This window comes from Streptomyces sp. NPDC050528, assembly GCF_044457795.1.
In the GTDB taxonomy this organism is placed as follows: Bacteria; Actinomycetota; Actinomycetes; order Streptomycetales; family Streptomycetaceae; genus Streptomyces.
Map to the genome: position 1 here is coordinate 206,999 of NZ_JBITHH010000014.1, position 23,526 is coordinate 230,524.

Genomic DNA, 23,526 nt, shown 5'->3' on the forward strand with positions numbered 1-23,526 from the left:
ATCACAGGGTGACGGTCTTGTACTCCACGTACTGCGTGAGCCCAACTGCCCCGTATTCACGGCCGATTCCGCTGGCCTTGTAGCCGCCGAAGGGTCCGTCGAAGGCGATGGGAGCGCCGTTCACGGTGACCGTGCCGGTGCGCAGACGGCGGGCGACGGCGAGTGCGCGGGCCTGGTCGGCGGACCACACGCCGCCCGAGAGGCCGTACTCCGAGTCGTTCGCGATCCGCACCGCGTCGTCCTCGTCCTCGTAGGGGATGACGACGAGAACCGGGCCGAAGATCTCCTCCCGCGCGATCCGCATCGAGTTGTCCACGTCGGCGAAGACGGTCGGGGTGACGTAGTTGCCGCCTTCGAGGCCGGGCGGAACCTCGGGGCCGCCGGTGACGAGGCGGGCGCCTTCCTTGATGCCGAGTTCGATGTAGTCGCGGACGCGCTGCTGCTGGTCGGGGCGGACCATCGGGCCGATGAACGTGTCGGGGTCGTTCGGGTCCCCGACCTTGAGCGACTCGACGAGGGTCTTGAGGGCGGTGACGACCTCGTCGTAGCGACTGAGCGGCGCGAGGACGCGGGTCTGCGCGATGCACGCCTCGCCGTTGTTCAGTAGGGACGCGAACTTCAGCCCCTGTACGGCGAGTTGGACATCGGCGTCGTCCAGGATGACGGCGGCCGACTTGCCGCCCAACTCCAGGCTGACGCGCTTGAGTTGCTCGCCCGCGATGGACGCGATCCTCCGCCCGGCGCCGGTTGAGCCGGTGAACGCGACCTTGGCCACGTCGGGGTGCGACACCAGGTACTCGCTGGTCTCACGGTCGGCGGGCAGGACGCTGATCACGCCCTCGGGCAGACCGGTCTGCTCCAGCAGTTCGGCGAGGAACCCCATGCTCAGCGAGTTCTCCGGGGACACCTTGAGGACGACCGTGTTGCCGGCCAGCAGGGCGGGGATGACCTTGGCCAGGGCGGCGGAGAAGGGGGAGTTCCACGGAATGACGGCCGCCACGACACCGATGGGCTCGCGGCGCAGCACGCTCCGCGTGGGGGAGTCGGGGTCGGACGGCGTCAGCGTCTCCTCCCAGCCGAACTCCTCGGCGGCCTTGAGGTAGGCGCCCGCCTGGCGGCCGAGCCCCGGTTGCCCGGCCAGCGTGAACCAGCCGGCCGAACCGTTCTCCGCGGAGATGAGCGCGGCGATCTTCTCGGCGTCGGCCTCGCGCAGCGCGTTGAGCCGCCGGACGACGGCGATGCGATCGGCGGGTGCGGTACGCGGCCACGGGCCCTCGTCGAAGGCGGCGCGGGCCGCGGCCACGGCCCGGTCCACGTCGGCGGGGAGGGCCTGCGCGGCACGGCCGATCACCGTGCGGTCGTGCGGCGAGCGGATGTCGAGCAGGTCGGGACTGCTGGGTGCGGTCCACGAACCCGCGATGAAGAGTCGGTCGTAGGTGATCATTTGCTCTCTCCCGAGGGGGTGAGGGGTGAACGGACCAGCGGTGATCGAGCCAGGCGTGATCGGGCCAAGGGGCGGCCGTCTCAGTAACTGTCACTTCAATGTAGCATTTGTGCGTTGGAGGGCCACTCGGGTGAGGTGATATGTAGGTCAGGTTCCACATCGCGGGCTATGCTTCGCCATGTGAGAGCCGACGCCGTACGCAACCTCGAAGCCGTCCTGACGACCGGAGCGCGCATGCTCGCCGCCGATCCGGGCGCGAGCATCGCCGCCATCGCCGCCGAGGCCGGTGTCGACCGGCGCACCGTTTATCGGCGGTTCGCGTCCCGTGAGGAGTTGCTGGCGGCGATCTACGAGGCGCGCGTCGAGGCCATCGAGCGGGCCGTCGAGGACGCCAGGCTGCGCGAGGCTCCCGTCGCCGTGGCGCTGCACCGATACGTCGAAGGGATCATCGGCGTCAATCGCAAGTGGCCCGTCGAACTCACCCGGATGAAGGCCGACGAGACGATCCACGGGCGGCGAGACGCCGTGATCCGCGAGGTCGACCTCTTCCTGGAACGGGCCACCGGCGAGGGGCTGCTGCGCGCCGACACCCCCGCCGCATGGGCGAGTTCACTGCTGCCGCAGCTCATGCACCTGGCCTCGCAGCAACTGCCCGAACTCACCGATGCCCAGGCCGCCGACATGGTCGTCGACACCTTTCTACGGGGGCTAGGCGGCCGGTGACGTCGGCGGTGCGGGCCGACCCGAATCCTTGACCCCCGTTCTGCCCTCCGTGATGCTGTGTTGCGGCTCGCGCGAAGCGTGCCGTAATGAGCAACGTTCTGCTCAGGTCCCGTACCAGCGGAGGAGTGGCCATGACGCATCAGGTCCGTGCTGTCGTCGCGCGAGGCAAGGGTGCCCCTGTCAGCCTGGAGACGATCGTCGTCCCCGATCCCGGGCCGGGCGAGGCGCTGGTGAAGGTCGAGGCGTGCGGGGTCTGCCACACCGATCTGCACTACCGCGAGGGCGGTATCAACGACGAGTTCCCGTTCCTGCTCGGCCATGAGGCCGCGGGCGTCGTGGAGTCGGTGGGGGAGGGCGTCACCGAGGTCGCGCCCGGCGACTTCGTGATCCTCAACTGGCGTGCCGTGTGCGGGAATTGCCGGGCCTGTCGGCGCGGACGGCCGCAGTACTGCTTCAACACCCACAACGCGAAGCAGAGGATGACCCTGCTGGACGGCACCGAACTCTCCCCGGCGCTCGGTATCGGCGCCTTCGCCGAGAAGACGCTCGTCGCGGCGGGCCAGTGCACCAAGGTCGACCGGGCCGCGTCGGCTGCCGCCGCCGGGCTGTTGGGCTGTGGCGTGATGGCCGGGATCGGCGCGGCCATCAACACCGGCAACGTCGGACGCGGTGACAGCGTCGCCGTCATCGGCTGCGGTGGCGTCGGCGACGCGGCGATCGCCGGGGCGCGGCTCGCGGGTGCGGCGCGGATCATCGCCGTGGACATCGACGACCGCAAGCTGGAGAAGGCCCGCTCGCTGGGCGCCACGCACACGGTGAACTCCAAGGCCGCCGACCCCGTCGAGGCCATCCGCGAACTGACCGGCGGCTTCGGCGCCGACGTCGTCATCGAGGCGGTCGGCCGCCCGGAGACGTACAAGCAGGCGTTCTACGGCCGTGATCTCGCCGGCACGGTCGTCCTCGTCGGTGTGCCCACCCCGGAGATGAAGCTGGAACTGCCGCTCCTGGACGTCTTCGGACGCGGCGGTTCACTCAAGTCGTCGTGGTACGGCGACTGTCTCCCCTCCCGTGACTTCCCCCTGCTGATCGACCTCTATCTCCAAGGGCGGCTGGATCTCGACGCGTTCGTCACGGAGACCATCGCGCTGGAGGACGTGGAGAAGGCCTTCGAGCGGATGCACGGCGGTGATGTGCTGCGTTCGGTGGTGGTGCTGTGACGGTCCTGGTGTTGCTGATGGCGCGAGATGTTGCGTGAAAAGCAACACCAGGTAAGCGATTCGCGTGGCCTCTGAATGCCTTGACAACGGTTTGGGGCCGCCCTCAAACTGACGTTGCGCTTACCGCAATCCGTTTCGCTATACGCACCGAGGTGTCATGATGATTCCCGCGTGCCTTCTCGTGGATCTGCCGCGAGGCGAGGCCTACCGGCTCGACATCGATCCGCCGGTTTCGGTGTTCCACACCGACGACGGCGAGGTCTTCGCCATCGACGACACGTGCACCCACCAGGACGCCTCGCTCGCGGACGGCTGGCTGGAGGGCTGCGAGGTGGAATGCCCGCTGCATGCTTCGAAGTTCGACCTGCGGACGGGTGCCGTGGACGCTCCGCCGGCCAAACGCCCGGTGCGTACGCACGAGGTTCTGGTCCAGGACGGCATGATCTACGTCGTGCCGTCCACGGACGCCCCGAACCTGCCGCCCTGCGTCGCGGCCCGGCTCGCCTCGGGCCCCGCGTGAGGACCGTCGCCGTGGTGGGCGCCTCGCTGGCCGGGCTGTCGGCGGCGCGCTCGCTGCGGAAACAGGGCTACGACGGACGGCTCGTCGTCATCGGCGACGAAGCCCATCGCCCCTACGACAGACCGCCGTTGTCCAAGGAGTTCCTCGCCGGGACCGTCGTCGAGGACGATCTTCTGCTGGAGACGGACGACGAGGACCTGCGCGCGGAGTGGCTGCTCGGTGTCCGCGCAGTCGGGCTCCAAGTCGACGGCGCGGAGCGGGTGTTGCTCCTCGACGACGGGCGGGAGGTGCGGGCCGACGGAGTCGTCGTCGCGACCGGCGCGGCGGCGCGGAACCTCCCCGGCACGGACGGCCTGGCCGGTGTGCACACCCTGCGCACTCTGGACGACGCCCGTGCTCTGCGCGACGAACTCGCCCTGGGCGGACGGCTGGTGGTGATCGGCGGCGGCTTCATCGGCGCAGAGGTCGCCTCCACGGCGTACGCCCTCGGACTCGACGTGACGGTGATCGAGGCGGCACCGACCCCCCTCGCCGGACCCCTCGGCGAGACCATGGGCGGGATCGTCTCCGCCCTCCACGAGGCCCACGGCGTACGGCTGTTGTGCGGAGTCGGGGTCAAAGGCCTGAGCGGTGAGGCTCGCGTCGACGCCGTGCTGCTGGAGGACGGGCGAACCGTCCCCGCCGACATGGTCGTTGTCGGTGTCGGTGCCCGCCCCTGCGTCGAGTGGCTGGAGGGTTCGGGGGTCGAGCTCGACAACGGCGTCAAGTGCGGTGCCGACGGCCGGACCAGCCTCGCCGGCGTGGTCGCCGTAGGAGACTGTGCCAACTGGTATGACCCGCGGGCGGGTTCGCATCGGCGGGTCGAGCACTGGACCGGGGCGCGGGAGCGGCCCGAGGTGGCCGTGGGGGCGTTGTTGTCGTGGGGCGCCGTGGAAGCGGGGGCGCCTCGGCCGCCGTACTTCTGGTCGGACCAATACGGCGTGAAGATCCAGTTCGCCGGTCACTCCGCCGGTGCCGACAGTGTGACCGTCGAGGAAGGCACCCCGGGCGAGCGCAGTTTCCTCGCCGTCTACCGGTGTGCCGGGCAGCCGGTCGCCGTGCTCGCGATGAACCAGCCGCGGCTGTTCATGCGGTGGCGCAAACAGCTTGCCGCGACGGCGAGTTGAGCCGTCATCCCCTCGCCCACCTACGCCGTCCGGAGTCGCTCTTCCCGGCGCGTGCATCGACCGACCCACGACGTTCTCGGAGGAGCGCACTGTGACCTCGACCAGCCTGCCGGACAGCCTGATCGCCACCCTGCCCGGCTCCTCCTACACGGACCCGGGCATCTTCGCCCAGGAACAGGAACGCATCTTCGAGACGATGTGGTTCTGCGCCGTGCGCTCCGCCGACCTGGCCAAGCCCGGCGCCTTCAAGACCGTCGACATCGGCCGCGAGAGCATCCTGATCACGCGCGCACGCGACAACTCGATACGCGCCTACTTCAACGTCTGCCGGCACCGGGGCGCCAAGCTCTGCACCGAGGAGACCGGCGAGGTCAAACGCGCCTTCCAATGCCCGTACCACGCCTGGACGTACGACCTGAACGGCAAGCTCGTCGCGGCGCCCAACCTCACGAAGATGCCCGACGTCGGCCGTACCGAGTTCGGGCTCGTGAGCGTCGCGGTGCGTGAATGGCTCGGCTATGTCTGGGTCAACCTGGCGGAGAATCCACCGTCGTTCGACGAGGACGTCATCAGCGAGGTCGTCACCCGGCTCGGCGACGTCGAGCTGCTGGAGCACTACGACATCGACCACCTCTCGGTGGGCAGACGCATCGTCTACGACGTCAGGGCCAACTGGAAGCTCATCATCGAGAACTTCATGGAGTGCTACCACTGCGCCACGATCCACCCCGAACTCACCGAGGTACTACCGGAGTTCGCCGACGGCTACGCCGCGCAGTACTACGTCGGCCACGGCGCCGAGTTCGGTGAGGAGGTCCAGGGATTCACCGTCGACGGGTCGGCGGGGCTCGACCGCATCCCCGGGGTCAGCGAGGACCAGGACCGCCGCTACTACGCGATCACCATCAAGCCGCAGGTGTTCATCAACCTCGTCCCCGACCATGTGATCTTCCACCGGATGTACCCGGTGGCCGTGGACCGCACGATCGTCGAGTGCGACTGGCTCTATCTCCCGCACGTCGTCGAGAGCGGCAAGGACGTCAGCCGGTCCGTGGAACTCTTCGACCGGGTCAACCGGCAGGACTTCGAGGCATGCGAGCGCACGCAGCCCGGGATGAGCTCCCGGATGTACGCCAAGGGCGGGGTGCTGGTGCCCAGCGAACACCACATCGGAGCGTTCCACGACTGGGTGAACGAGCGTCTGGGGATCAGTCAGGGGTGACTCCGCAACCCGGGACCTGGGGCCCAACAGGGTTGAGAACAGGGTGACTTAACCCAGGTACCCCATACGGTGACTGATCTCCTCGGCGCCCTTCACCAGCACGGGCGCGAGTTCGTGCAGCCGCTCCTCGGTGAACCGGTACGCCGGTCCCGAGGCGCTCACCGCCGCGATGACCTCGCCGTCGCGGTTGCGCACCGGCGCCGCTACGGCGTGCAGCCCGACCTCCAACTCCTCCAGCGTCCAGGCGTATCCGCGCTCCCGGGCCTCGGCGAGGTTCTTCTCCAGCTTCGACTTCGAGGTGATGGTGTGCGGGGTCACCTTCTTCAGGCCGGCCTCCGCCAACAGCGCGGTGCGCTCCTTGGCGGGCAGGTGGGCCAGCAGGGCCTTGCCGCTGGAGGTCGCGTGCAACGGGGTGAGTTCTCCCACCCAGTTGTGCGCGGTGACGGCGCCCGGCCCGCGCACCTCGTACAGGTTGATCGCGAACTGCTCCTGCATGACGGCGATGTTGACGGTCTCGCCGATCTCCTCGGCGAGCCGCTCGCAGACCGGGCGGCCCTGCTGCGTGATGTCGATACGGCCGGTGACCGCGCCGGCGAGACGCACGATCCCGAAGCCGAGCCGGTACTTGCCCCGCTCGCCCGCCTGCTCCACCAGCCCGCGCGCCTCCAGCGCCCCGAGCAGCCGGAACGCCGTCGACTTGTGAACGTCGATCTCGCCGGCCACCTCACTGACACCGGCCTCGCCACGCTGGGCCAGGATCTCCAGCACGCTGATGGCACGGTCCACGGACTGCACTCCGCCGGACTGCGAACCTGTCGTTTCAGTATCTGGACTGTAGTTGCTCACAGCGAAACTATACGCGCAGTGCGGTACAACGTGTTTACGGCCGGGACTTGGATCAGGCTCTTTTGCCTGGTAGAGGGCGATGTGTCGGTCAGGCCTCGCCGGTGGCGAGTGCGGCCAGTTCGCGGTCGACGGCGTCCTGGTGGGCCCGGGCGTCCTCGCGGGCCTTCCTCGGGCTCCAGCGGCCGGCCATCACGAACACGAAGGGCAGGAACAGGACTTGCCCGCCCACGCAGATCCACCACCAGGTGCGCCATTCCCCGGGACCGTCCTTCGCGGCCTTCTGCACCTTCGGCCCGTACTCCTTGAGCACCTTCAGCTGCGGCTGCGCCTTCTGTACGACGGCCAGGTCGGCGGCGCCGACCTCCTTCACCGCTTGTGCGGCCAGGGCGGGAGGCGTGGTGGTCGGCGTGTACTTGCCCAGTTCGGCGAAGAGTTGGGGATGCGCGTCGACGATGGCCAGGGCTGGGGCGGCCTGCTTCGTCGCGACCGCCACCTCGGCGCCGTGCTCGACGAGCGGGGTGACGGAGGTGACGAGCACCGGGATGAACGCCGCCGACACCGCGACCACGATCCGTACCGTCCAGCCCCAGACCGCGAGGCCCGCGGCGGTCGCGGCCGGATTCCGCTTCTCCACGGTCTCGGTGAAGCTCGCCATCCACGGCGCGTAGGCGACCCCGCTGAACACACCGATCGCGACGAACAGCCAGGCGAACGTGTAGTAACCGGTCGTCGCATGAGTGGCCAGGGAGGCGAAGATCCCGGTCGCGACGATGGCGCCGATCCCTCCGACGATCATGAAGGGCTTGCGCACCAGCAGCCGGTCCGAGAGCAGTCCCGCCACGATCAGCGAGAGGGCGTTCGCGGCCCAGTACCAGTTGGCCAGGCCGTTCGTGCGCTGCTCGCTGTAGCCGAAGGTGGTCGAGAAGTAGACGACGAAGTTGCCGACCGCCGCGTAGTAGAGGAGCAGGAACACCGCGATCGCGAAGGCGGAGCCGAGGATGTCCAGGCGCAGCATCTGCCGCCACTCACCGCGCCGTACGGCCTCCGTGTCCAGTCCCTTGGCGCGGGCCTCGACCAGGGCCCGGTCGCGCAGGCTCACCATGATCTGGTCACGCAGTCCCGGTGACAGCTCGCGCAGGGCGAACAGGGTCACGACGAACACGACCAGCCCGGCGGCCCCGGAGTAGCGCAGCTCGTCCTGCCAGCTCGCGGTGTCGAGCGTGCTGCTGGTCACCGAGGTGACGACGAGACTGCCGATCACCGGACCCATCGTCCAGTAGCCCATCGCCGTGGCACGGCCCAGCTGCGGTGAGAAGTCCCGGATCAGCGCCGGGGTCGCGACCAGCACGATGCCCTCGATGAAGCTCACGACGGCGAACAGCACCAAGTAGGTCGTCTTGTCACCGGAGTTGGGCAACCCGAAGAAGACCAGAAGCGCGGCGACCAGCAGCCCGTAGACCACGAGATTCGCCCGCCCCCACCGGTCCGCGAGCCCGGCCACGAGCGAGGCGAAGGCCCCGACCGCGTTGCCGATGACCGAGACCCACACGAAGTAGCGGTAGGTCATGTCGAAGTGCGTGATGATCGACGTCGCCACCGCGTACTGGATGTAGAGCATGTAGTACAGGACGACGGTCGTGACCACCACGATCGCCAGATACGACATGCGCCGCCCGGTGGCCGGATACGCCGCCAGGTCACGGCGGTACAGCCGGGCGAACGAGCCGCGAACACCGGCGCCGGGCGCGTCGGCACCCGGGCCTCGCGTGTCGAATGGTGCGGAGGCGGAGGGCATACGACTCCCTTTGGAACGGCCGGGGACGGAGTGGGCGGCGGGAGGTGGGGGCTCCTTCCGTTCGAGCGGAGGCTAGTACCGACTAGTCGGTATGACTAGATGCGCGACACGACTTCACATGCGGGCCCTTGCTCGGGTTCACAGGCGGGTCCTTGTTCGGGTTCCCGTGCGAGTCCTTGCTAGGGCCGGTCGGTCACCGGCGACGCACGCCGACCCGACCGACCCGACCGACCCGACCGCCTCACATCCGGCTCACGTCCGGGGGAGCGATGCGCCTCGGGAGGACGGCAGTTGGCCGACCGCCTGCCGCCAGGCTGCTTCCACGGCGGTGCGGGCGTGCGCGGTGGCCTCGGCGATGTCGCCCGTGAGGTGGACGGGTTCGCCGAGGTGGACGTGGAGGTCCGGGCGGCGCAGCGGCGCGGTGACGACACCGGCGAGCTGCTTCATCCGCCCGCCGGAGACGATCCGCCGGGCACCGGCATGCCCGAGCGGGACGACGGGCGCGCCGGTGGTGAGCGCGAGGCGGGCCAGACCGGTGCGGAAGACGCCGGGCCCGAGGTCCGCGGAGTCCCGGCGGCGGGGGAGCCCGCCCTCGGGGTAGATCACCACGACCCGGCCGACGGCGAGGGCCTCGGCCGCCAGATCCAGCGCCGCCGCCGCGCTACGGCTGCCCCGGTGGACCGGGATGTGCCCCTCGCGGGTGAGCCGTCGGCCGAGGAGGGGGACCTTCCACAGCCCCGCGGTCGCGAGGACGACCGGCTCGACGCCCAGCCGGTGCAGCGCGGCCAGGACGAGACCGGGATCAGCGAGGGCGGTGTGGTTGGGCGCGACGATGCTGCCGGGTGCGACGGCGCGGGCCGACCCGGTGGTCACGGTCAGGCGGCCGAGGAGGGGGACGACGGTACGGGCGAAGGTGCTGAGCACGTGCTGCTGACTCTCTGATCTGCCGGTGGAACCCGGTGTGCGGACGATCTGTATCGTCACGCGGCCGGGTGTCCGTGGGCATGAGTACGCGTACTCACGCTGATGGTCCCGGTCACCGACGTGCGCTGCGCCGACTGTGGGGCACGGCGAGGTGGAAGGTGACGTCATCCAACTGGGCTGATTCTTGGGCGAGTTGGAGACATCTACTGACGGTCACTCAGGTTTGGTGCATGCCTGGCGGGCGGGGGATGATCCGGTCACTGCCTCGTGAGCGGGAGTCCGAGAACTCCGTGGTCGTGTCCGACGATCACCTCGGAACCTACGGCGGCCAGGCAGGTGACGGCGACCTCCAGGGATATCTGCCGTACCGCACCGCTCGCCGGGTCCCACACCCGCAGGCCGCGACCCCGCTTGCTGCCGACGACCAGGACGGTGCGCCCGTCGTGCAGCGTGGTCGCCGCCATGACCGGAACACCGGCGGTGCCTGTCGCGGGAGCCAAACCCTCGCCGACCGGGATGCCGGCGGCAACGTCCCACAACATCACCACGCCGCGATCGTCGCCGGTGGCCAACAGGGCTGCGTCGGGTGTCGGCACGGCCGCGACAGCCGCCACCCGGTGTCCGGCATCGCTGAGCGCGCGGTCCTTCAACTGCACGGCCACGCCCGGGTCCCAGGGGTCGTCGACCGCCGGATCCCACATGTGAACGCCGCACTGGGTGTCCGCCGCCGCGATCAGCGTGTGGCCGCCGGGGAGGAGGACGGGGACGGCGGCGATCGACCGGATCGGACGACCGGAGGGGTTGAGCCGCCCGACGGGTTCACCCGTGGCGGGATCCCGCAACCGGACCGCGCCCCGGGAGGTGGCGGTGACGAGCAGGGTCCGACCGTCGGCGAGGGACGCGGTACACATCCCGGTCACTTCGCCGAGCCAGTTGGCGACGGGCTCGCGAACGGGCTGCCCGGTGACGGCGTCCCACAGGGCGATCGTCCCGCTGTCGCCTCCGCTCGCCAGGAGAACCCGGCCGTCGGCAAGGGGCAACGTCGTCAACGCGCGGACCCGGTCGGGATGTCCCGACAGCGGCCCGAGGACGAGCCGACCGTCGGCCGCGTCCCACAGACACACCACACCCTTGTCCCCAACTCCCGCGCAGGCACCGGCCACTAGCGTCTTCCCGCCGGGGAGGAAGACGGCCGTCAGCGCGTCGAGGCCGTTGGACGAAACCAGCGCGGAGTCGGAGAACGCGGATGCGGATGGGGAGAGCGCGGATGCGGAGAACACTCTTGTACGGCCCCAGGGCGTGCCGTCGGTCGCGAGCAGAACGTTGCCCTCCTGCCGGAGAACGGCGGTTGCACCAGTTGCCGCTCCACTTGCCGCTTCCCCTGGTCGTTCGACCGCCGTCGGCTGAGTCGTCGTAGTTGCGCTGTCGGTGCCCGTCGATGTTCGTGCGGGACGGCTCAGGGGACTGGCACCGTCCGGACTCGCCACCAGGCCGTCGGCGATCGTCCAGGTCTGTTCGCAGTTCCAGCAGCGGAAGTCGCCGGTGAGCAAGGTGAGTTGGCGGGCCCGTTCGGCGCCGACCCAGTGTGGGGTGCCCTTGGCCGCGACCATACCGGCGACCAGGCACAGGACGGCCGGTCCCGGTGTTTCGACGGGCACCCCGGCCGCCGCGACGTCACGCGCCACCCGCAGGAAGGGCGCCCACTCCTGCCCCAGCGTCTCCTCCCGCAAGGCGTCGGCGACCTCGCCCCAGGGGTGCCGCCCCTCACGGGTGCGGTCCGGATCGGGCAACTCGGGAGCCGCGAACGGCGGATGCACCGGGTCCACGAAGAACTCTTCGATCTCGGTGTCGTATTCGCACCCGGGACACACCAACTGCAGGTAGCTTTCCCCGGGTTCAAGATCCCACAGCGCCGCGCCGATGTGGTGACCGGCGAAGGCGACGCAGCTCAGGGCGAGTTGGAAGCAGACCTTCGCGGGAGCGCCGGCGGTGAGGAAGCTTCGGGCGGCCGCCTGCTCGGCCAGCCGGAGCGCGGCACCGAACCCCGCCTGGAGATCAGCCGGGACGGGAGGCCTGTCCTCCGCGGTCACGATGATTCCCGCATCCACCCAGAAATCCACGGACTGTTCCGGGGGCAACTCCGCCGCCGCCTCGACGAGATACGGCAGAACCGCGTAGGCGCTGTCGAAGACGGTTCCGTCGTCCAGCAGGTCGCCGGCCATGTCCGTCCAGGTCTGCCGCCATTCAACGTCCGCGCCGGTGACGGCCGTTGAGGCCATCTCCTCCAGGAGCGCTTGCACCTCCTCGGCCGTCACACCGTCAAGGTCACGCCAACGAGGGCTGTTCAGGGGCAGCTTCGGAATCATGGAGCGAGTCTCGCAATCAGCGGTGACCAGGAGAGGAAAAAGAGGGAAAAGAGAGGAAGCGGTGGATGCGACCCGGCGGACGGGGCGACGCGCGGACGGGGCGACTCGCGGTCGCGTGTTGGGCGTCGGGCGTCGGGCGTCGGCACGTCACGCCCTGGCACGCGGCAACTCGTCGACCTGATCGGCGACAGCCGCAGGCGCCCGGGGCGCGAGCCGCTCCAGCAGTGGCAGCGCGGTGGTCCAGTCGTCGAGGACCATGACCTGTGCGGCGAGCCCGCGGGCGCGGGGCGGATCGGACAGCTCTGCGAGTGCGGCCAGTGCGCGGGCGCGGGTCGCGCGGTAGGCGATCGTGCGGGCGAGGGCTTCGGCGCGGTCGGGATCGCCGTACCGGGCCAGTTCCCGGACTACGGCGACCAGCGCCTCGCCCTCCGCCCAGCGGTCGGTGATCGAGCGGGCCACGGTCTCGGCGCGGTCCGGATCGCCGTGCCGGGCCAGCTCCCGGACCACGTCGACCAGTGCCCTGGCCTGTGCCCGGCGGTCGGTGATCCCCTGCGCGAGGGCCTCGGCGCGGGCCGTGTCGCCGGAGCGGGCCACCTGCCCGACGATCTCGGCCTGCCGCCCCGCACGTCTCTCGGGGATCAGCCGGTCGGTGAGCGCCATGGCCCGCTCGACCTGCCCGTGCCGAGCCAGCAGAAGGGTCAGGGAGCTCAGCAACAGGTCGTGATCGAAGCCGGCGGTCGTGTCGAGCAGTGCCTCCGCCCGGTCCGCCAGGGCGAGGGCCATGTCCTGGGTGGCGGTCTCGGCGACCGTGTCCAGCACATGGGCCATGTCCTGAGTGCCGAGCGGGGATTGGGGCAACGGCAGGTAGGTGATGAGTGCGTCCGGGTCTCCTTGCCCGGCCCCGTCATGGTCGACGGGTTCGTCGTCCTCCGGCGGATGCTCATCTCTCCCGGTTCTCCCGGTTCTCCCGGCGCCGACCGGTCGGCGCAGCAGGGCATCGAGCCGGTCCAGGTCTCCCTGCCGGGCCTCCCGCGCCAACACCGTTGCCAGCGGCCCGGGTTGGGCCCACGGGCTCGACTTGTGGGACCGTGCCCAGTCCTCGACCCGGTCGGCGAGCAGGGCGGCCCGGACCTGGTCGCCGGTGGCGTCGGCCACCTCCATGAGGAGGGCGAGTACCCCTCCTGTCACGTCGAACCCGGCGGCACTCGCCTCGGCGTCGGCGCGATCGGCGAATTCGAGTGCGTCGCGGGCGTCACCGTCGTCCGCCGTCGCCTTCGCCAACAAGGCCCAGGCTGCGCCCCAGTTGTGGGGGTAGCGGATGCTCTCCGCCACGGCGACGGCCCTGTCACGTTCGCCGGCCCGGGCCCACGCCGGTACGAGGGCGACCAGTGCCTGGTCCCGCAGTTGGCGTACGGGGATCGACTCGGCCAACTCCTGCGCGTCACGCAGATCTTGGGCTCCGGCCGAGGCTTTCACGAGAGCCAGGAGTTCCTCACTCCGCTTGACTTCGTCGCCGATCGTATACGTCAGCTCAGCCGCACGAGCGAGGTGGCCAGTGCGGGCGAGCGCCTGCCGGAACCAATCGGTGGAGACACAGGAGTCCGGGTCCGTTCCCAGCGACAGCCGGAGCACGGCCATGAGACAGGGCTCGAACCCCCTTTGCGCGAGGCCGACTTGCACGTGGTTCTCCGGCGCCAGACCCCGACGTCGCTCCCATTCCCGACTCCGGAAAAGCTCTTCCCCCCACAGGGCCAGCCTCTTCGACATGCCCGCATCCCTCCCTCGGTGCAGCAAGCACCCGGAGCCCGGTGTCCGGCCCAGTACGTAAAAGAAGAGCACGACCGTGGTCAGTGGGGTGCGGCGCGGGTCACAGCTCCGGGAATCACCACATCCCGACGGGACCTTCAGGTTGCGTGCCACGCAACCTGGTGCGTATAGCGGTACTCGTATTAGCATGCCTCGCGTATCTACGGCGCGAGCGAGACGAGAGATCATGGCTCCCCTGCAATACGACTTCGTCATCGTCGGCGGTGGATCCGCCGGCAGCGCACTGGCGAACCGGCTCTCCGCGGACCCGGCCAACCAGGTGCTCGTCCTGGAGGCCGGCCGGCCCGACTACCCGTGGGACGTCTTCATCCACATGCCGGCCGCGCTGACCTATCCCATCGGCAGCCGGTTCTACGACTGGAAGTACGAGTCGGAACCCGAGCCGCACATGGGCGGCCGGCGCGTCTACCACGCCCGCGGCAAGGTGCTGGGCGGTTCCAGCAGTATCAACGGCATGATCTTCCAGCGCGGCAACCCCATGGACTACGAGCGCTGGGCCGCCGACGCGGGCATGGAGAACTGGGACTACGCGCACTGCCTGCCGTACTTCCGGCGGATGGAGAACTGTCTCGCGGCCGAACCCGACGACGAGTTCCGTGGCCACGACGGACCGCTCGTCCTCGAACGCGGGCCCGCCTCCAACCCGTTGTTCGGCGCGTTCCTCAAGGCCGTTCAGGAAGCGGGGTATCCGCGCACCGGCGACGTCAACGGCTACCAGCAGGAGGGTTTCGCGCCCTTCGACCGCAACGTCAGCCGGGGCCGCCGACTCTCCGCCTCCAAGGCCTACTTGAAGCCTGTGCGCAAGCGGCCGAACCTCACCGTCACCACCCGCGCGATGGTCACCCGCGTCCTCTTCGAGGGCAAGAAGGCCGTCGGTGTCGAGTACCGGCACCGCGGCAAGGTCCAGCAGGTACGCGCCCGTGAGGTCATCCTGTGCGGCGGCGCGATCAACTCCCCCCAGTTGCTTCAGCTTTCGGGTGTCGGCAACGCGGAGGAGCTGACCGCCCTCGGTATCGACGTCGTCCACGATCTGCCGGGCGTCGGCGAGAACATGCAGGACCACCTGGAGGTGTACATCCAGTACGCCTGCAAGCAACCCGTCTCCATGCAGCCGTACATGGCGAAGTGGCGCGCGCCCTTCATCGGGCTGCAGTGGCTCTTCCGCAAGGGGCCCGCCGCGACCAATCACTTCGAGGCCGGTGGCTTCGCCCGCAGCAATGAGGACGTCGACTATCCCAACCTGATGTTCCACTTCCTGCCGATCGCGGTCCGCTACGACGGCTCGTCGCCGGCCGGCGGTCACGGGTACCAGGTGCACGTCGGGCCGATGTACTCCGACGCGATCGGCTCGGTGAAGATCAAGAGCAAGGATCCGCTGGAGCACCCGGCGCTGCGCTTCAACTACCTGTCCACGGAACAGGATCGGCGTGAGTGGGTCGAGTCGATCCGGGTCGCGCGGAAACTGCTCAACCAGCCTGCGCTCGCCCCGTACAACGACGGGGAGATCTCGCCCGGGCCGTCCGTGGAGAGTGACGAGGAGATCCTCGCGTGGGTGGCGAAGGAGGGGGAGACGGCGCTGCATCCGTCCTGTACCTGCAAGATGGGCACGGATGAGATGGCTGTCGTCGACCCCGGCAGTATGCGGGTGCACGGGGTGGAGGGGCTGCGGGTCGTCGACGCGTCGGTGATGCCGTACGTGACCAACGGGAACATCTACGCGCCGGTGATGATGATCGCGGAGAAGGCGGCGGACCTGATCCTGGGCAAGGAGCCGCTGGCTCCGTCCTCGGCGGTGTACTACCGGCACCGTGACGCCCAGAAGCAGGCCGGGTAGGCGTTGAGAGGGTGAGGGGGCCGCGCCGCGTTCCGGGTGCGGCCCCCGAGCCGTATACGGCGCACTCTCACCGGAACACGACTGTCCGGTTCCCGTACACCATCACCCTGCTCTCGCTGTGCCACTTCACCGCGTGCGCCAGCACCTGCGCCTCCACGTCCCGCCCCACCGTCACCAGCTCCTCCGGGTCGAGCGAGTGGTCGACCCGGACCACGTCCTGGTCGATGATCTGGCCCTCGTCCAGTTCCGGCGTCACATAGTGCGCCGTGGCGCCCACGAGCTTCACCCCTCGGTCGTACGCCTGCTGGTAGGGGCGGGCGCCCTTGAAGCTGGGCAGGAAGGAGTGGTGGATGTTGATGGCGTGGCCCTCCAGCTGCTTGCAGAGGTCGTCGGAGAGGATCTGCATGTAGCGGGCCAGCACGACCAGGTCGATGTCCAAGTCCCGTACAAGCTCCAGGAGTTGGGCCTCCGCGTCCGCCTTCGTGTCCCTGGTGACCGGGATGTGGTGGAAGGGGATGCCGTATGTCTCCGCGAGGCCCTCGAAGTCCCGGTGGTTGGAGACGATCGCCGGGATCTCGATGTTGAGGGCGCCGGTGCGCCTGCGGAAGAGCAGGTCGTTCAGGCAGTGGCCGAACTTGGAGACCATGATCAGGGTCCGGGTGGGGGTGGCGGCGTCCCGGAGGGTCCAGGAGATGCGATACGCCTCGGCGACCGGGCCGAATCGGTAACGCAGTGTTTTCAGGTCGGCGTTTGGATCGGAAACGTCGAAGTGGACCCTCATGAAGAAGCGACCCTTGAGCCGATCATCGAATTGCTGGCTCTCCAGGATGTTGCCGGAGTTCCGGACGAGAAAGCCGCTCACGGCATGGACCAGTCCGGCGCTGTCCGGACACGAGAGGGTGAGGACGAATTCGCGGCCGGGGTGCGGTCGAGGGGACATGAGCGGCCTCCGTCGGTGCGTATTGTACAACAAGGTGAGCGATACGCAACATGGTTGAGCCGGGCGCCGCTCGCGGTCAAGAGGCGGCCGGGTGTTGGGTCACATGGCGAAATCGTCATCCGCCAAACCCTTGACGTATGTCTGCACATTCGCCAGGGTGTTCCACCACAAGCAATACGGTGCACGATGCGCAACGGAATTCGCTCGAAGGGCTCCACACGTGGCAGACCTGTATGTGGACGGAGAATGGCGCGATGCCGTGGCCGGCGGTCACCGTGACATCCGCTGTCCCGCCGACGGCACGCTCACCGCGACCGTGTCCGAGGCAACGCGTCCCGACACCGAGGCCGCGATCGCGGCGGCCCGCCGCGCCTTCGACGAAGGGCCCTGGCCGCGCACCCCCGAGCGGGAGCGCGGGGCGCTGTTGCTGCGGACCGCCGACCTCATCGAGCGCGACGCCAAGGAGTTCGCCCGCGCCGAGTCGTTGGACACCGGCAAGCGGCTGGTGGAGAGCGAGTACGACATCGCCGACGTCGTCTCCTGTTTCCGCTACTACGGCGGGATCGGCGGCACCGATGCCGGGCGGGTCATCGACACCGGGCGCGACGACGCCGTAAGTCGGGTCGTCTACGAGCCCGTTGGGGTGTGCGGGCTGATCACGCCTTGGAACTATCCGCTCCTGCAAGCCAGTTGGAAGGTCGCTCCGGCTCTTCTCGCGGGGAACACGGTCGTCCTCAAGCCGAGTGAGCTGACGCCCTCCACCTCCATCCTGCTGATGAAGGCGCTGGAGGAGGCCGGGCTTCCCGCCGGTGCCGCCAACCTCGTGCTCGGCGCCGGGCCCGAGGCGGGCGCGCCGCTCTCCGAGGATCCCGCCGTCGACATGGTCTCCTTCACCGGGGGCCTGGAGACCGGCAAGCGCATCATGGCCACCGCCGCCGCGACCGTGAAGAAGGTCGCGCTGGAGCTGGGCGGCAAGAACCCCAACGTCATCTTCGCCGACGCCGACTTCGAGACGGCCGTGGACTTCGCGCTCACGGCCGTCTTCCTGCACTCCGGTCAAGTCTGTTCGGCCGGCGCCCGGTTGATCGTCGAGGACTCGCTGCACGACCGGTTCGTGGACGAAGTCGTGCGGCGGGCACGGCAGATCAGGCTCGGCGGGCCCTTCGATCCCGAGGCCGAGACCGGGGCGCTGATCTCCGCGCAGCATCTTGAGAAGGTCGAGGCGTACGTCGCGGCGGGCATCGCCGAGGGCGCCGTGCTGCGGTGCGGTGGTGAGCGGCCCTCCGAACTCGCCCTCGCCGACGGGCACTTCTACCCGCCGACCGTCCTCGACGCGTGCACGCAGGACATGCGGGTGGTGCACGAGGAGTCCTTCGGACCGGTCCTGACCGTGGAGCGCTTCACCGACGAGGACGACGCCGTACGCATCGCCAACGACACCGAGTACGGACTCGCCGGCGCCGTCTGGACCCAGGACGCGGGGAAGGCCCAGCGGGTCGCCCGGCGGCTGCGGCACGGCACGGTGTGGATCAACGACTACCACCCCTATGTGCCGCAAGCGGAATGGGGTGGCTTCGGACACTCGGGCGTGGGCCGGGAGCTGGGACCGACCGGCCTGGACGAGTACCGAGAGCCCAAGCACATCTGGCAGAACATCCAACCCCGGCCGCAGCACTGGTTCCGCGGCTGAACGCCGAAAAGAGGTCGATCGTGACCCCAGCACAGACCGAGGTGCCGCAGCGGCGCGGCACTCCCCAGGACTCGGCCCCCACCCCGGTCATATCCGTGCGCAAGCTGTGGAAGGTGTTCGGGCCGAAGGCAGAGCAAGTACCCGACTCCGAGGAACTGTGCGGGCTCACACGCCGTGAGCTGATGGACCGCACCGGCTGCACCGCCGCCGTACGCGACGTCAACTTCGAGGTCTCGCCCGGCGAGGTCTTCGTCGTCATGGGGCTGTCCGGCTCCGGGAAGTCCACCCTGGTGCGATGTCTGACCCGGCTGATCGAACCCACCGCCGGGGAGATCGTCTTCGAGGGCGAGGACATCCGGGACGCGGACGCCAAGCGGCTGCGCGAGCTGCGGCGCCGTAAATTCTCCATGGTCTTCCAGCACTTCGGACTGCTGCCGCACCGCAGGGTCGTCGACAACGTGTCGTTCGGCCTGGAGATCCGCGGCATGAGCAAGGCCGAGCGCACCAAACGGGCCCTGGAAGTCGTCGAGTTGGTCGGACTCTCGGGGTACGAGAACTCCTACCCCGACCAGCTCTCCGGCGGTATGCAGCAACGCGTCGGCCTGGCAAGGGCGTTGGCCGGTGACCCGGACGTGCTCCTCTTCGACGAACCGTTCTCCGCGCTCGACCCGCTGATCCGCCGTGACATGCAGAACGAGGTCATCCGGCTGCACCACGAGGTCGGCAAGACCATGGTGTTCATCACCCACGACCTGTCCGAGGCCCTCAAGCTGGGCGACCGTATCCTCATCATGCGCGACGGCAAGATGGTGCAGTGCGGGACGGGCGACGAGCTGGTCGGCGCCCCCGCCGACGACTACGTACGGGAATTCGTGAAGGACGTGCCGCGCGGCGACGTCCTCACCCTGCGCTGGATCATGCGGCCCGCCGTGGACGAAGACCCCCTGGACGGACCGGAGTTGGGCCCGGACGTCGTCGTACGCGAGGCCACCCGCGCCGTACTCGCGGCCGACAAGCCCGTCAAGGTCGTCGAGAACGGCAAGCTGCTCGGCATCGTCGGCGACGAGGAGATCCTCGCGGTCGTCGCCGGGCGGGAAGGCGACGCGTGATGACCGTCGCCGTGGAGAAACCGGAGCCCGCACAGCAAGTCGCGGACGCCGCACCGGAGTTGAAGAACCCGCGACGCAAGGTCACCCGGCCCATGATGGTCGGCGCGATCGTCGTCGTCTGGTTGGTGCTGTTCGCCGTGCTGCGCGGAAAGCAGACGCTGACGCTCGCGGCGGCCGATCTCACCGGTCTGCACCGGTGGTTCAACGACCTCAACGACTCGGTCGGCGCCAACCGCAACTCCAACCCGCTCTTCCTCTACTTCTTCAACGAGATCCGGCTGGTCATCGACAACCTGGTGACCTTCGTCCAGGACCTGATCTCGCAGCCGAGCGGCGACCGCCCGCTGCCGGAGATCGGCTGGCTCGGTGTCGTCGGCATCGCCGGCTTCGTCTCCTGGGCCGTGGGCAACTGGCGGGTCGCGCTCCTCGCCATGGCCGGCTTCGCCTTCTTCGGGCTCCAGGGGCTGTGGCAGGAGAGCATGGACACCCTGGCGCTGACCCTCTCCGCGGTCCTCGTGGCGCTGGTGTTCGCGATCCCGCTGGGGGTGTGGGCGGGGCTGTCGGACCGGTTCAACCGGATCATCACGCCGTTCCTGGACTTCATGCAGACGATGCCGACCTTCGTCTACCTGGCCCCGCTGACCCTGATCTTCCTCATCGGCCCGGCCTCCGCCGTGATCGCCACGGTGATCTACGCGGCCCCGCCCGCGATCCGTATCACCGCGCACGGCATCCGCTCCGTACCGGAGACCACCGTGGAAGCGGCCGACTCCATGGGGTCGACGCGCTGGCAGTCACTCGTCAAAGTGCTGCTGCCCATGGCCAAGCGGACCGTGGTCATGGGCGTCAACCAGACCATCATGGCCGCCCTCGCCATGGTCACCATCGCGGCCCTGATCGACGCGCCCGGCCTCGGCAAGACCGTCATGCAGGCACTGGAATCGCTCGACGTCGGTACGGCGTTCAACGCGGGCCTGGCCATCGTCGTCATGGCCATCGTCCTGGACCGGGTCACCACCGCCTCCAGCACCCGAGCGGAACAGGCCCGCAACTCGTCCGGCCGCTTCCTCAAGTGGCGCCGCCCGCTGCTCGGTTCGGGCGCCGTGGGTGTCGTCGTACTGATCTATCTGTCGCACACGTATCTCTGGGCGGCGCAGTTCCCCGGCGACGGCACCACCGGCAGCCATATCGCCAACGCGGCGGACAGCGTGACCACTTGGGCGCAGGACAACCTCTCCGGCATCACCAACGCCTTCCGTGACGCGATCACCGACGGACTGCTCAACCCGTTCCAGTCGCTGCTCACCGACTCCCCGTGGTGGCTCGTCGGCGCGGCCCTGATCGGGATCGGCGTGGTGCTCGGCGGCTGGCGCGCCGGGATCACCACCGCCGTGTGCGTGGGCCTGCTGGTGGGCACGGGGGTGTGGTCGGACAGCATGACGACGCTGGCCTCGACCGTCGTGGCGACGGTGCTGGTCATGGTGTTTGGCATCGTCGTCGGCGTGTGGATGGGGCGCAGCATGCTGGTGGACCGGCTGCTGCGGCCCACTCTGGACGCCGCGCAGGTCATGCCGCCGTTTGTCTATCTGGTGCCGTTCCTCGCGCTGTTCGGTCCGACGCGCTTCACGGCCATCGTCGCCGCGGTCGTCTACGCGGCGCCGGTCGCCATGAAGATCATCGCGGACGGGGTGCGCGCCGTGCCCGAGACCACGGTCGAGGCGGCCACCGCCGCCGGATGCAACGACTGGCAGATCATCACCAAGGTTCAACTCCCGATGGCACGCGGCGCCCTGACCCTTGCGACCAACCAGGGCCTGATCTACGTGCTGTCGATGGTTGTTGTGGGCGGCCTGGTGGGAGCCGGCGCCCTCGGCTACGACGTCGTGGCCGGATTCGAGCAGGGACAGCTGGTCGGCAAGGGGCTGGCGGCGGGGCTCGCCATCGTACTGCTCGGAGTCATGTTCGACCGGATCACTCAGGCGGCCGCGCGCCGAACCAGCGCTTAAAGGAGCACGACACCATGGCAAGACACTGGCGAACCGGCGCGGCCGGACTGGCCGTTCTCGGCCTCACCCTCACCGCCTGCGGCGGGGCGAAGGTCGGCGACACCTCCTCGGGATCGAGCAGCAGCTCGGGCAAGTGCGGCACCTTCAACCTCGCGGTCAACCCGTGGGTGGGCTACGAGGCGGACGCGGCGGTCGTCGCGTACGTCGCGCAGCACGACCTCGGTTGTACGGTCGACAAGAAGGACCTGAAGGAACAGATCGCCTGGCAGGGCTTCGGCACCGGCGAGGTCGACGCGATCCTGGAGAACTGGGGCCACGACGACCTGAAGAAGAAGTACATCACCGGCCAGAAGACGGCCGTGGAGGCGGGACAGACCGGCAACAAAGGCCTCATCGGCTGGTACGTGCCGCCGTGGCTGGCCAAGGCCCACCCCGACGTCCTCAAGTGGGAGAACCTGAACAAGTACGCGTCCCAGTTCAAGACCTCGGAGTCGGGCGGCAAGGGCCAACTCCTCGACGGCGACCCGTCGTACGTCACCAACGACGCGGCGCTGGTGACCAATCTGAAGCTGAACTTCAAGGTGGTGTACGCGGGCAGCGAGACCGCGCTCATCCAGGCCTTCCGCACCGCCGAGAAGAACAAGCAGTGGGTCATCGGCTACTTCTACGAGCCGCAGTGGTTCCTGTCCGAGGTGGCGCTGAAGAAGGTCGCGCTGCCGGCCTACACGACGGGGTGTGACGCCGTCGCCACGAAGGTCGCCTGCGACTATCCCGTGTACAACCTGGACAAGGTCGTCAGCACCAAGTTCGCCAAGTCCGGCAGCCCCGCGTACAACCTGGTGAAGAACTTCAACTGGACGAACGACGACCAGAACACCGTGGCCAAGTACATAGCCCAGGACAAGCTGTCCGACGACGCCGCGGCGAAGAAGTGGGTCGACGCCAATCCCGACAAGGTCAAGGCCTGGCTCAAGTAGCGCCCACATTGCTTCCTTGAGTGGTTTTGGAGCCCGGCCGCGTGGCATGTGGTCACGTGGCCGGGTTTCTTGTGCGGCTCCGCATTCTTCGCGGCGGGCGTCAAGGGAAATACACATGGTCAAACTGCGGCAAAAGGATCTCTGGGACAAGTGATGAACGTGCCTGAACGGTAAGATCCTGTCCGGGATGGAGCGCGGTAGGACCACGCGCGAATCCATTCATTCACGGGGAGGATTGTGTCATGGCACGCATTTTCAACATCGGTTCCGGTTCCGCTCGCAAGGCGGCCGTCTTCGCGGCCGCGGCCGCGATCGCCTTGGGCGCGGCCGGCCCGGCCGACGCGGCCGCAAGCAACCGGCTGCCCAACGGAAGCAAGTTGACGGCGGGACACTGCATCACCGATGGCCCTTCGTCCAGGAAGGCCAAGTTCTGCGTCGGGAAGTCCTACAACATCTACATGACCTACAAGTCCCTGACCTGCACGGTGTACGCGGCCAACGGACACCTCAGCGGCCCGTCCGCGTACGTGCGGGTCGCGAAGAACGGTGATGTGGAGTTCTACCAGTATTCCGGTGGTCGGCGCCTGTGGCACTCCAAGACCACGCAATTCAAGGGCGCGGACCTGGTCATCGGCAGTTCGAGGCCCGGCGAGCAGGCGAAACTCGGCGTGGATCAGCCCGGAAAGGCGTTCTTCATCATCAAGGACTGCCCGTTCCACGACTGATCCTGGATTCATCGGGCCATGACCGTCCGGTGATCTGAAGAACGGCAGGAGGCGCCTGCTGGACTGCGGCACAAGGGAGTTCGCACACTTCCGGAAGCCGCAGCCGGTAAGGCGCCTTTTCTGTGCGGATTTCCCGCAGGAATGTGAAGCTGTTGCCTGCGGAGCTCGCGTTCCGGTGTGCCCATTTTCCACCCG

General features: G+C 68.7%; 18 protein-coding genes. 11 read left to right on the plus strand and 7 right to left on the minus strand.

Going from position 1 to position 23,526, the window contains the following annotated elements; genetic code table 11:
- Nucleotide 1 precedes the first annotated feature (1 nt).
- Complete coding sequence (locus tag ACIBK4_RS40160; RefSeq protein ID WP_399003275.1) at nt 2-1,444, minus strand: aldehyde dehydrogenase; 1,443 nt, start codon at nt 1,442-1,444, stop codon at nt 2-4.
- 234 nt (nt 1,445-1,678) lie between these two features.
- On the opposite strand from ACIBK4_RS40160, the gene ACIBK4_RS40165 reads away from it, so the two are divergent.
- The 5 genes from ACIBK4_RS40165 to ACIBK4_RS40185 all read left to right on the plus strand — a co-directional run bounded on the left by ACIBK4_RS40165 (nt 1,679) and on the right by ACIBK4_RS40185 (nt 6,292).
- On the plus strand, nt 1,679-2,167 hold the full coding sequence (locus ACIBK4_RS40165) for a TetR/AcrR family transcriptional regulator (RefSeq protein WP_399003418.1): 489 nt from the start codon (nt 1,679-1,681) through the stop codon (nt 2,165-2,167).
- 131 nt (nt 2,168-2,298) lie between these two features.
- A complete protein-coding gene (locus ACIBK4_RS40170; RefSeq protein ID WP_399003277.1) occupies nt 2,299-3,384 on the plus strand; it encodes an S-(hydroxymethyl)mycothiol dehydrogenase in 1,086 nt (361 codons plus the stop codon).
- A gap of 157 nt (nt 3,385-3,541) precedes the next feature.
- Nucleotides 3,542-3,904, plus strand: a complete 363-nt coding sequence (locus ACIBK4_RS40175; RefSeq protein ID WP_019062088.1) for a bifunctional 3-phenylpropionate/cinnamic acid dioxygenase ferredoxin subunit — start codon at nt 3,542-3,544, stop codon at nt 3,902-3,904.
- Entirely contained in the window at nt 3,901-5,070 is a 1,170-nt protein-coding gene (locus ACIBK4_RS40180; RefSeq protein ID WP_399003279.1) for an NAD(P)/FAD-dependent oxidoreductase, read from the plus strand. Before ACIBK4_RS40175 ends, ACIBK4_RS40180 begins: the two co-directional genes overlap by 4 nt.
- Nucleotides 5,071-5,161: 91 nt before the next feature.
- Entirely contained in the window at nt 5,162-6,292 is a 1,131-nt protein-coding gene (locus ACIBK4_RS40185) for an aromatic ring-hydroxylating dioxygenase subunit alpha (protein WP_399003281.1), read from the plus strand.
- A 48-nt stretch (nt 6,293-6,340) separates the two neighbouring features.
- On the opposite strand, the gene ACIBK4_RS40190 is transcribed toward ACIBK4_RS40185, so the two are convergent.
- The 5 genes from ACIBK4_RS40190 to ACIBK4_RS40210 all read right to left on the minus strand — a co-directional run bounded on the left by ACIBK4_RS40190 (nt 6,341) and on the right by ACIBK4_RS40210 (nt 13,861).
- A complete protein-coding gene (locus tag ACIBK4_RS40190; protein WP_399003420.1) occupies nt 6,341-7,087 on the minus strand; it encodes an IclR family transcriptional regulator in 747 nt (248 codons plus the stop codon).
- A gap of 139 nt (nt 7,088-7,226) precedes the next feature.
- Complete coding sequence (locus tag ACIBK4_RS40195) at nt 7,227-8,933, minus strand: MFS transporter (protein ID WP_399003283.1); 1,707 nt, start codon at nt 8,931-8,933, stop codon at nt 7,227-7,229.
- A gap of 252 nt (nt 8,934-9,185) precedes the next feature.
- Entirely contained in the window at nt 9,186-9,857 is a 672-nt protein-coding gene (locus ACIBK4_RS40200; RefSeq protein ID WP_399003422.1) for a lysophospholipid acyltransferase family protein, read from the minus strand.
- 257 nt (nt 9,858-10,114) lie between these two features.
- Nucleotides 10,115-12,172: a WD40 repeat domain-containing protein gene (locus ACIBK4_RS40205; protein ID WP_399003285.1), complete on the minus strand. Its 2,058-nt coding sequence runs from the start codon at nt 12,170-12,172 to the stop codon at nt 10,115-10,117.
- A gap of 198 nt (nt 12,173-12,370) precedes the next feature.
- Nucleotides 12,371-13,861, minus strand: coding sequence for a hypothetical protein (locus tag ACIBK4_RS40210; RefSeq protein WP_399003287.1), 1,491 nt, complete (start codon nt 13,859-13,861; stop codon nt 12,371-12,373).
- A gap of 355 nt (nt 13,862-14,216) precedes the next feature.
- On the opposite strand from ACIBK4_RS40210, the gene betA reads away from it, so the two are divergent.
- Nucleotides 14,217-15,884: a choline dehydrogenase gene (gene betA / locus ACIBK4_RS40215; RefSeq protein ID WP_399003289.1), complete on the plus strand. Its 1,668-nt coding sequence runs from the start codon at nt 14,217-14,219 to the stop codon at nt 15,882-15,884.
- Nucleotides 15,885-15,951: 67 nt separating this feature from the next.
- Here betA and purU read toward each other — a convergent pair whose 3' ends face one another.
- The gene (purU, locus tag ACIBK4_RS40220) at nt 15,952-16,824 is read right to left on the minus strand and encodes a formyltetrahydrofolate deformylase (RefSeq protein ID WP_399003291.1); all 873 of its coding nucleotides are present in this window, start codon (nt 16,822-16,824) and stop codon (nt 15,952-15,954) included.
- A gap of 220 nt (nt 16,825-17,044) precedes the next feature.
- On the opposite strand from purU, the gene ACIBK4_RS40225 reads away from it, so the two are divergent.
- From ACIBK4_RS40225 to ACIBK4_RS40245, 5 genes are all read left to right on the plus strand, one after another.
- Entirely contained in the window at nt 17,045-18,514 is a 1,470-nt protein-coding gene (locus tag ACIBK4_RS40225) for an aldehyde dehydrogenase family protein (protein ID WP_366430139.1), read from the plus strand.
- A 20-nt stretch (nt 18,515-18,534) separates the two neighbouring features.
- Complete coding sequence (locus ACIBK4_RS40230; protein WP_366430140.1) at nt 18,535-19,623, plus strand: glycine betaine/L-proline ABC transporter ATP-binding protein; 1,089 nt, start codon at nt 18,535-18,537, stop codon at nt 19,621-19,623.
- Entirely contained in the window at nt 19,623-21,629 is a 2,007-nt protein-coding gene (locus tag ACIBK4_RS40235; RefSeq protein WP_399003294.1) for an ABC transporter permease, read from the plus strand. The genes ACIBK4_RS40230 and ACIBK4_RS40235 overlap by 1 nt, the downstream gene beginning before the upstream one ends.
- Nucleotides 21,630-21,643: 14 nt before the next feature.
- Nucleotides 21,644-22,606, plus strand: coding sequence for an ABC transporter substrate-binding protein (locus tag ACIBK4_RS40240; RefSeq protein WP_399003296.1), 963 nt, complete (start codon nt 21,644-21,646; stop codon nt 22,604-22,606).
- Between the two features lie 242 nt (nt 22,607-22,848).
- Nucleotides 22,849-23,331 carry a hypothetical protein gene (locus tag ACIBK4_RS40245; protein ID WP_399003298.1) on the plus strand — a complete coding sequence of 161 codons (483 nt, stop codon included), beginning with the start codon at nt 22,849-22,851 and terminating at the stop codon, nt 23,329-23,331.
- The last annotated feature ends 195 nt before the right edge of the window (nt 23,332-23,526 follow it).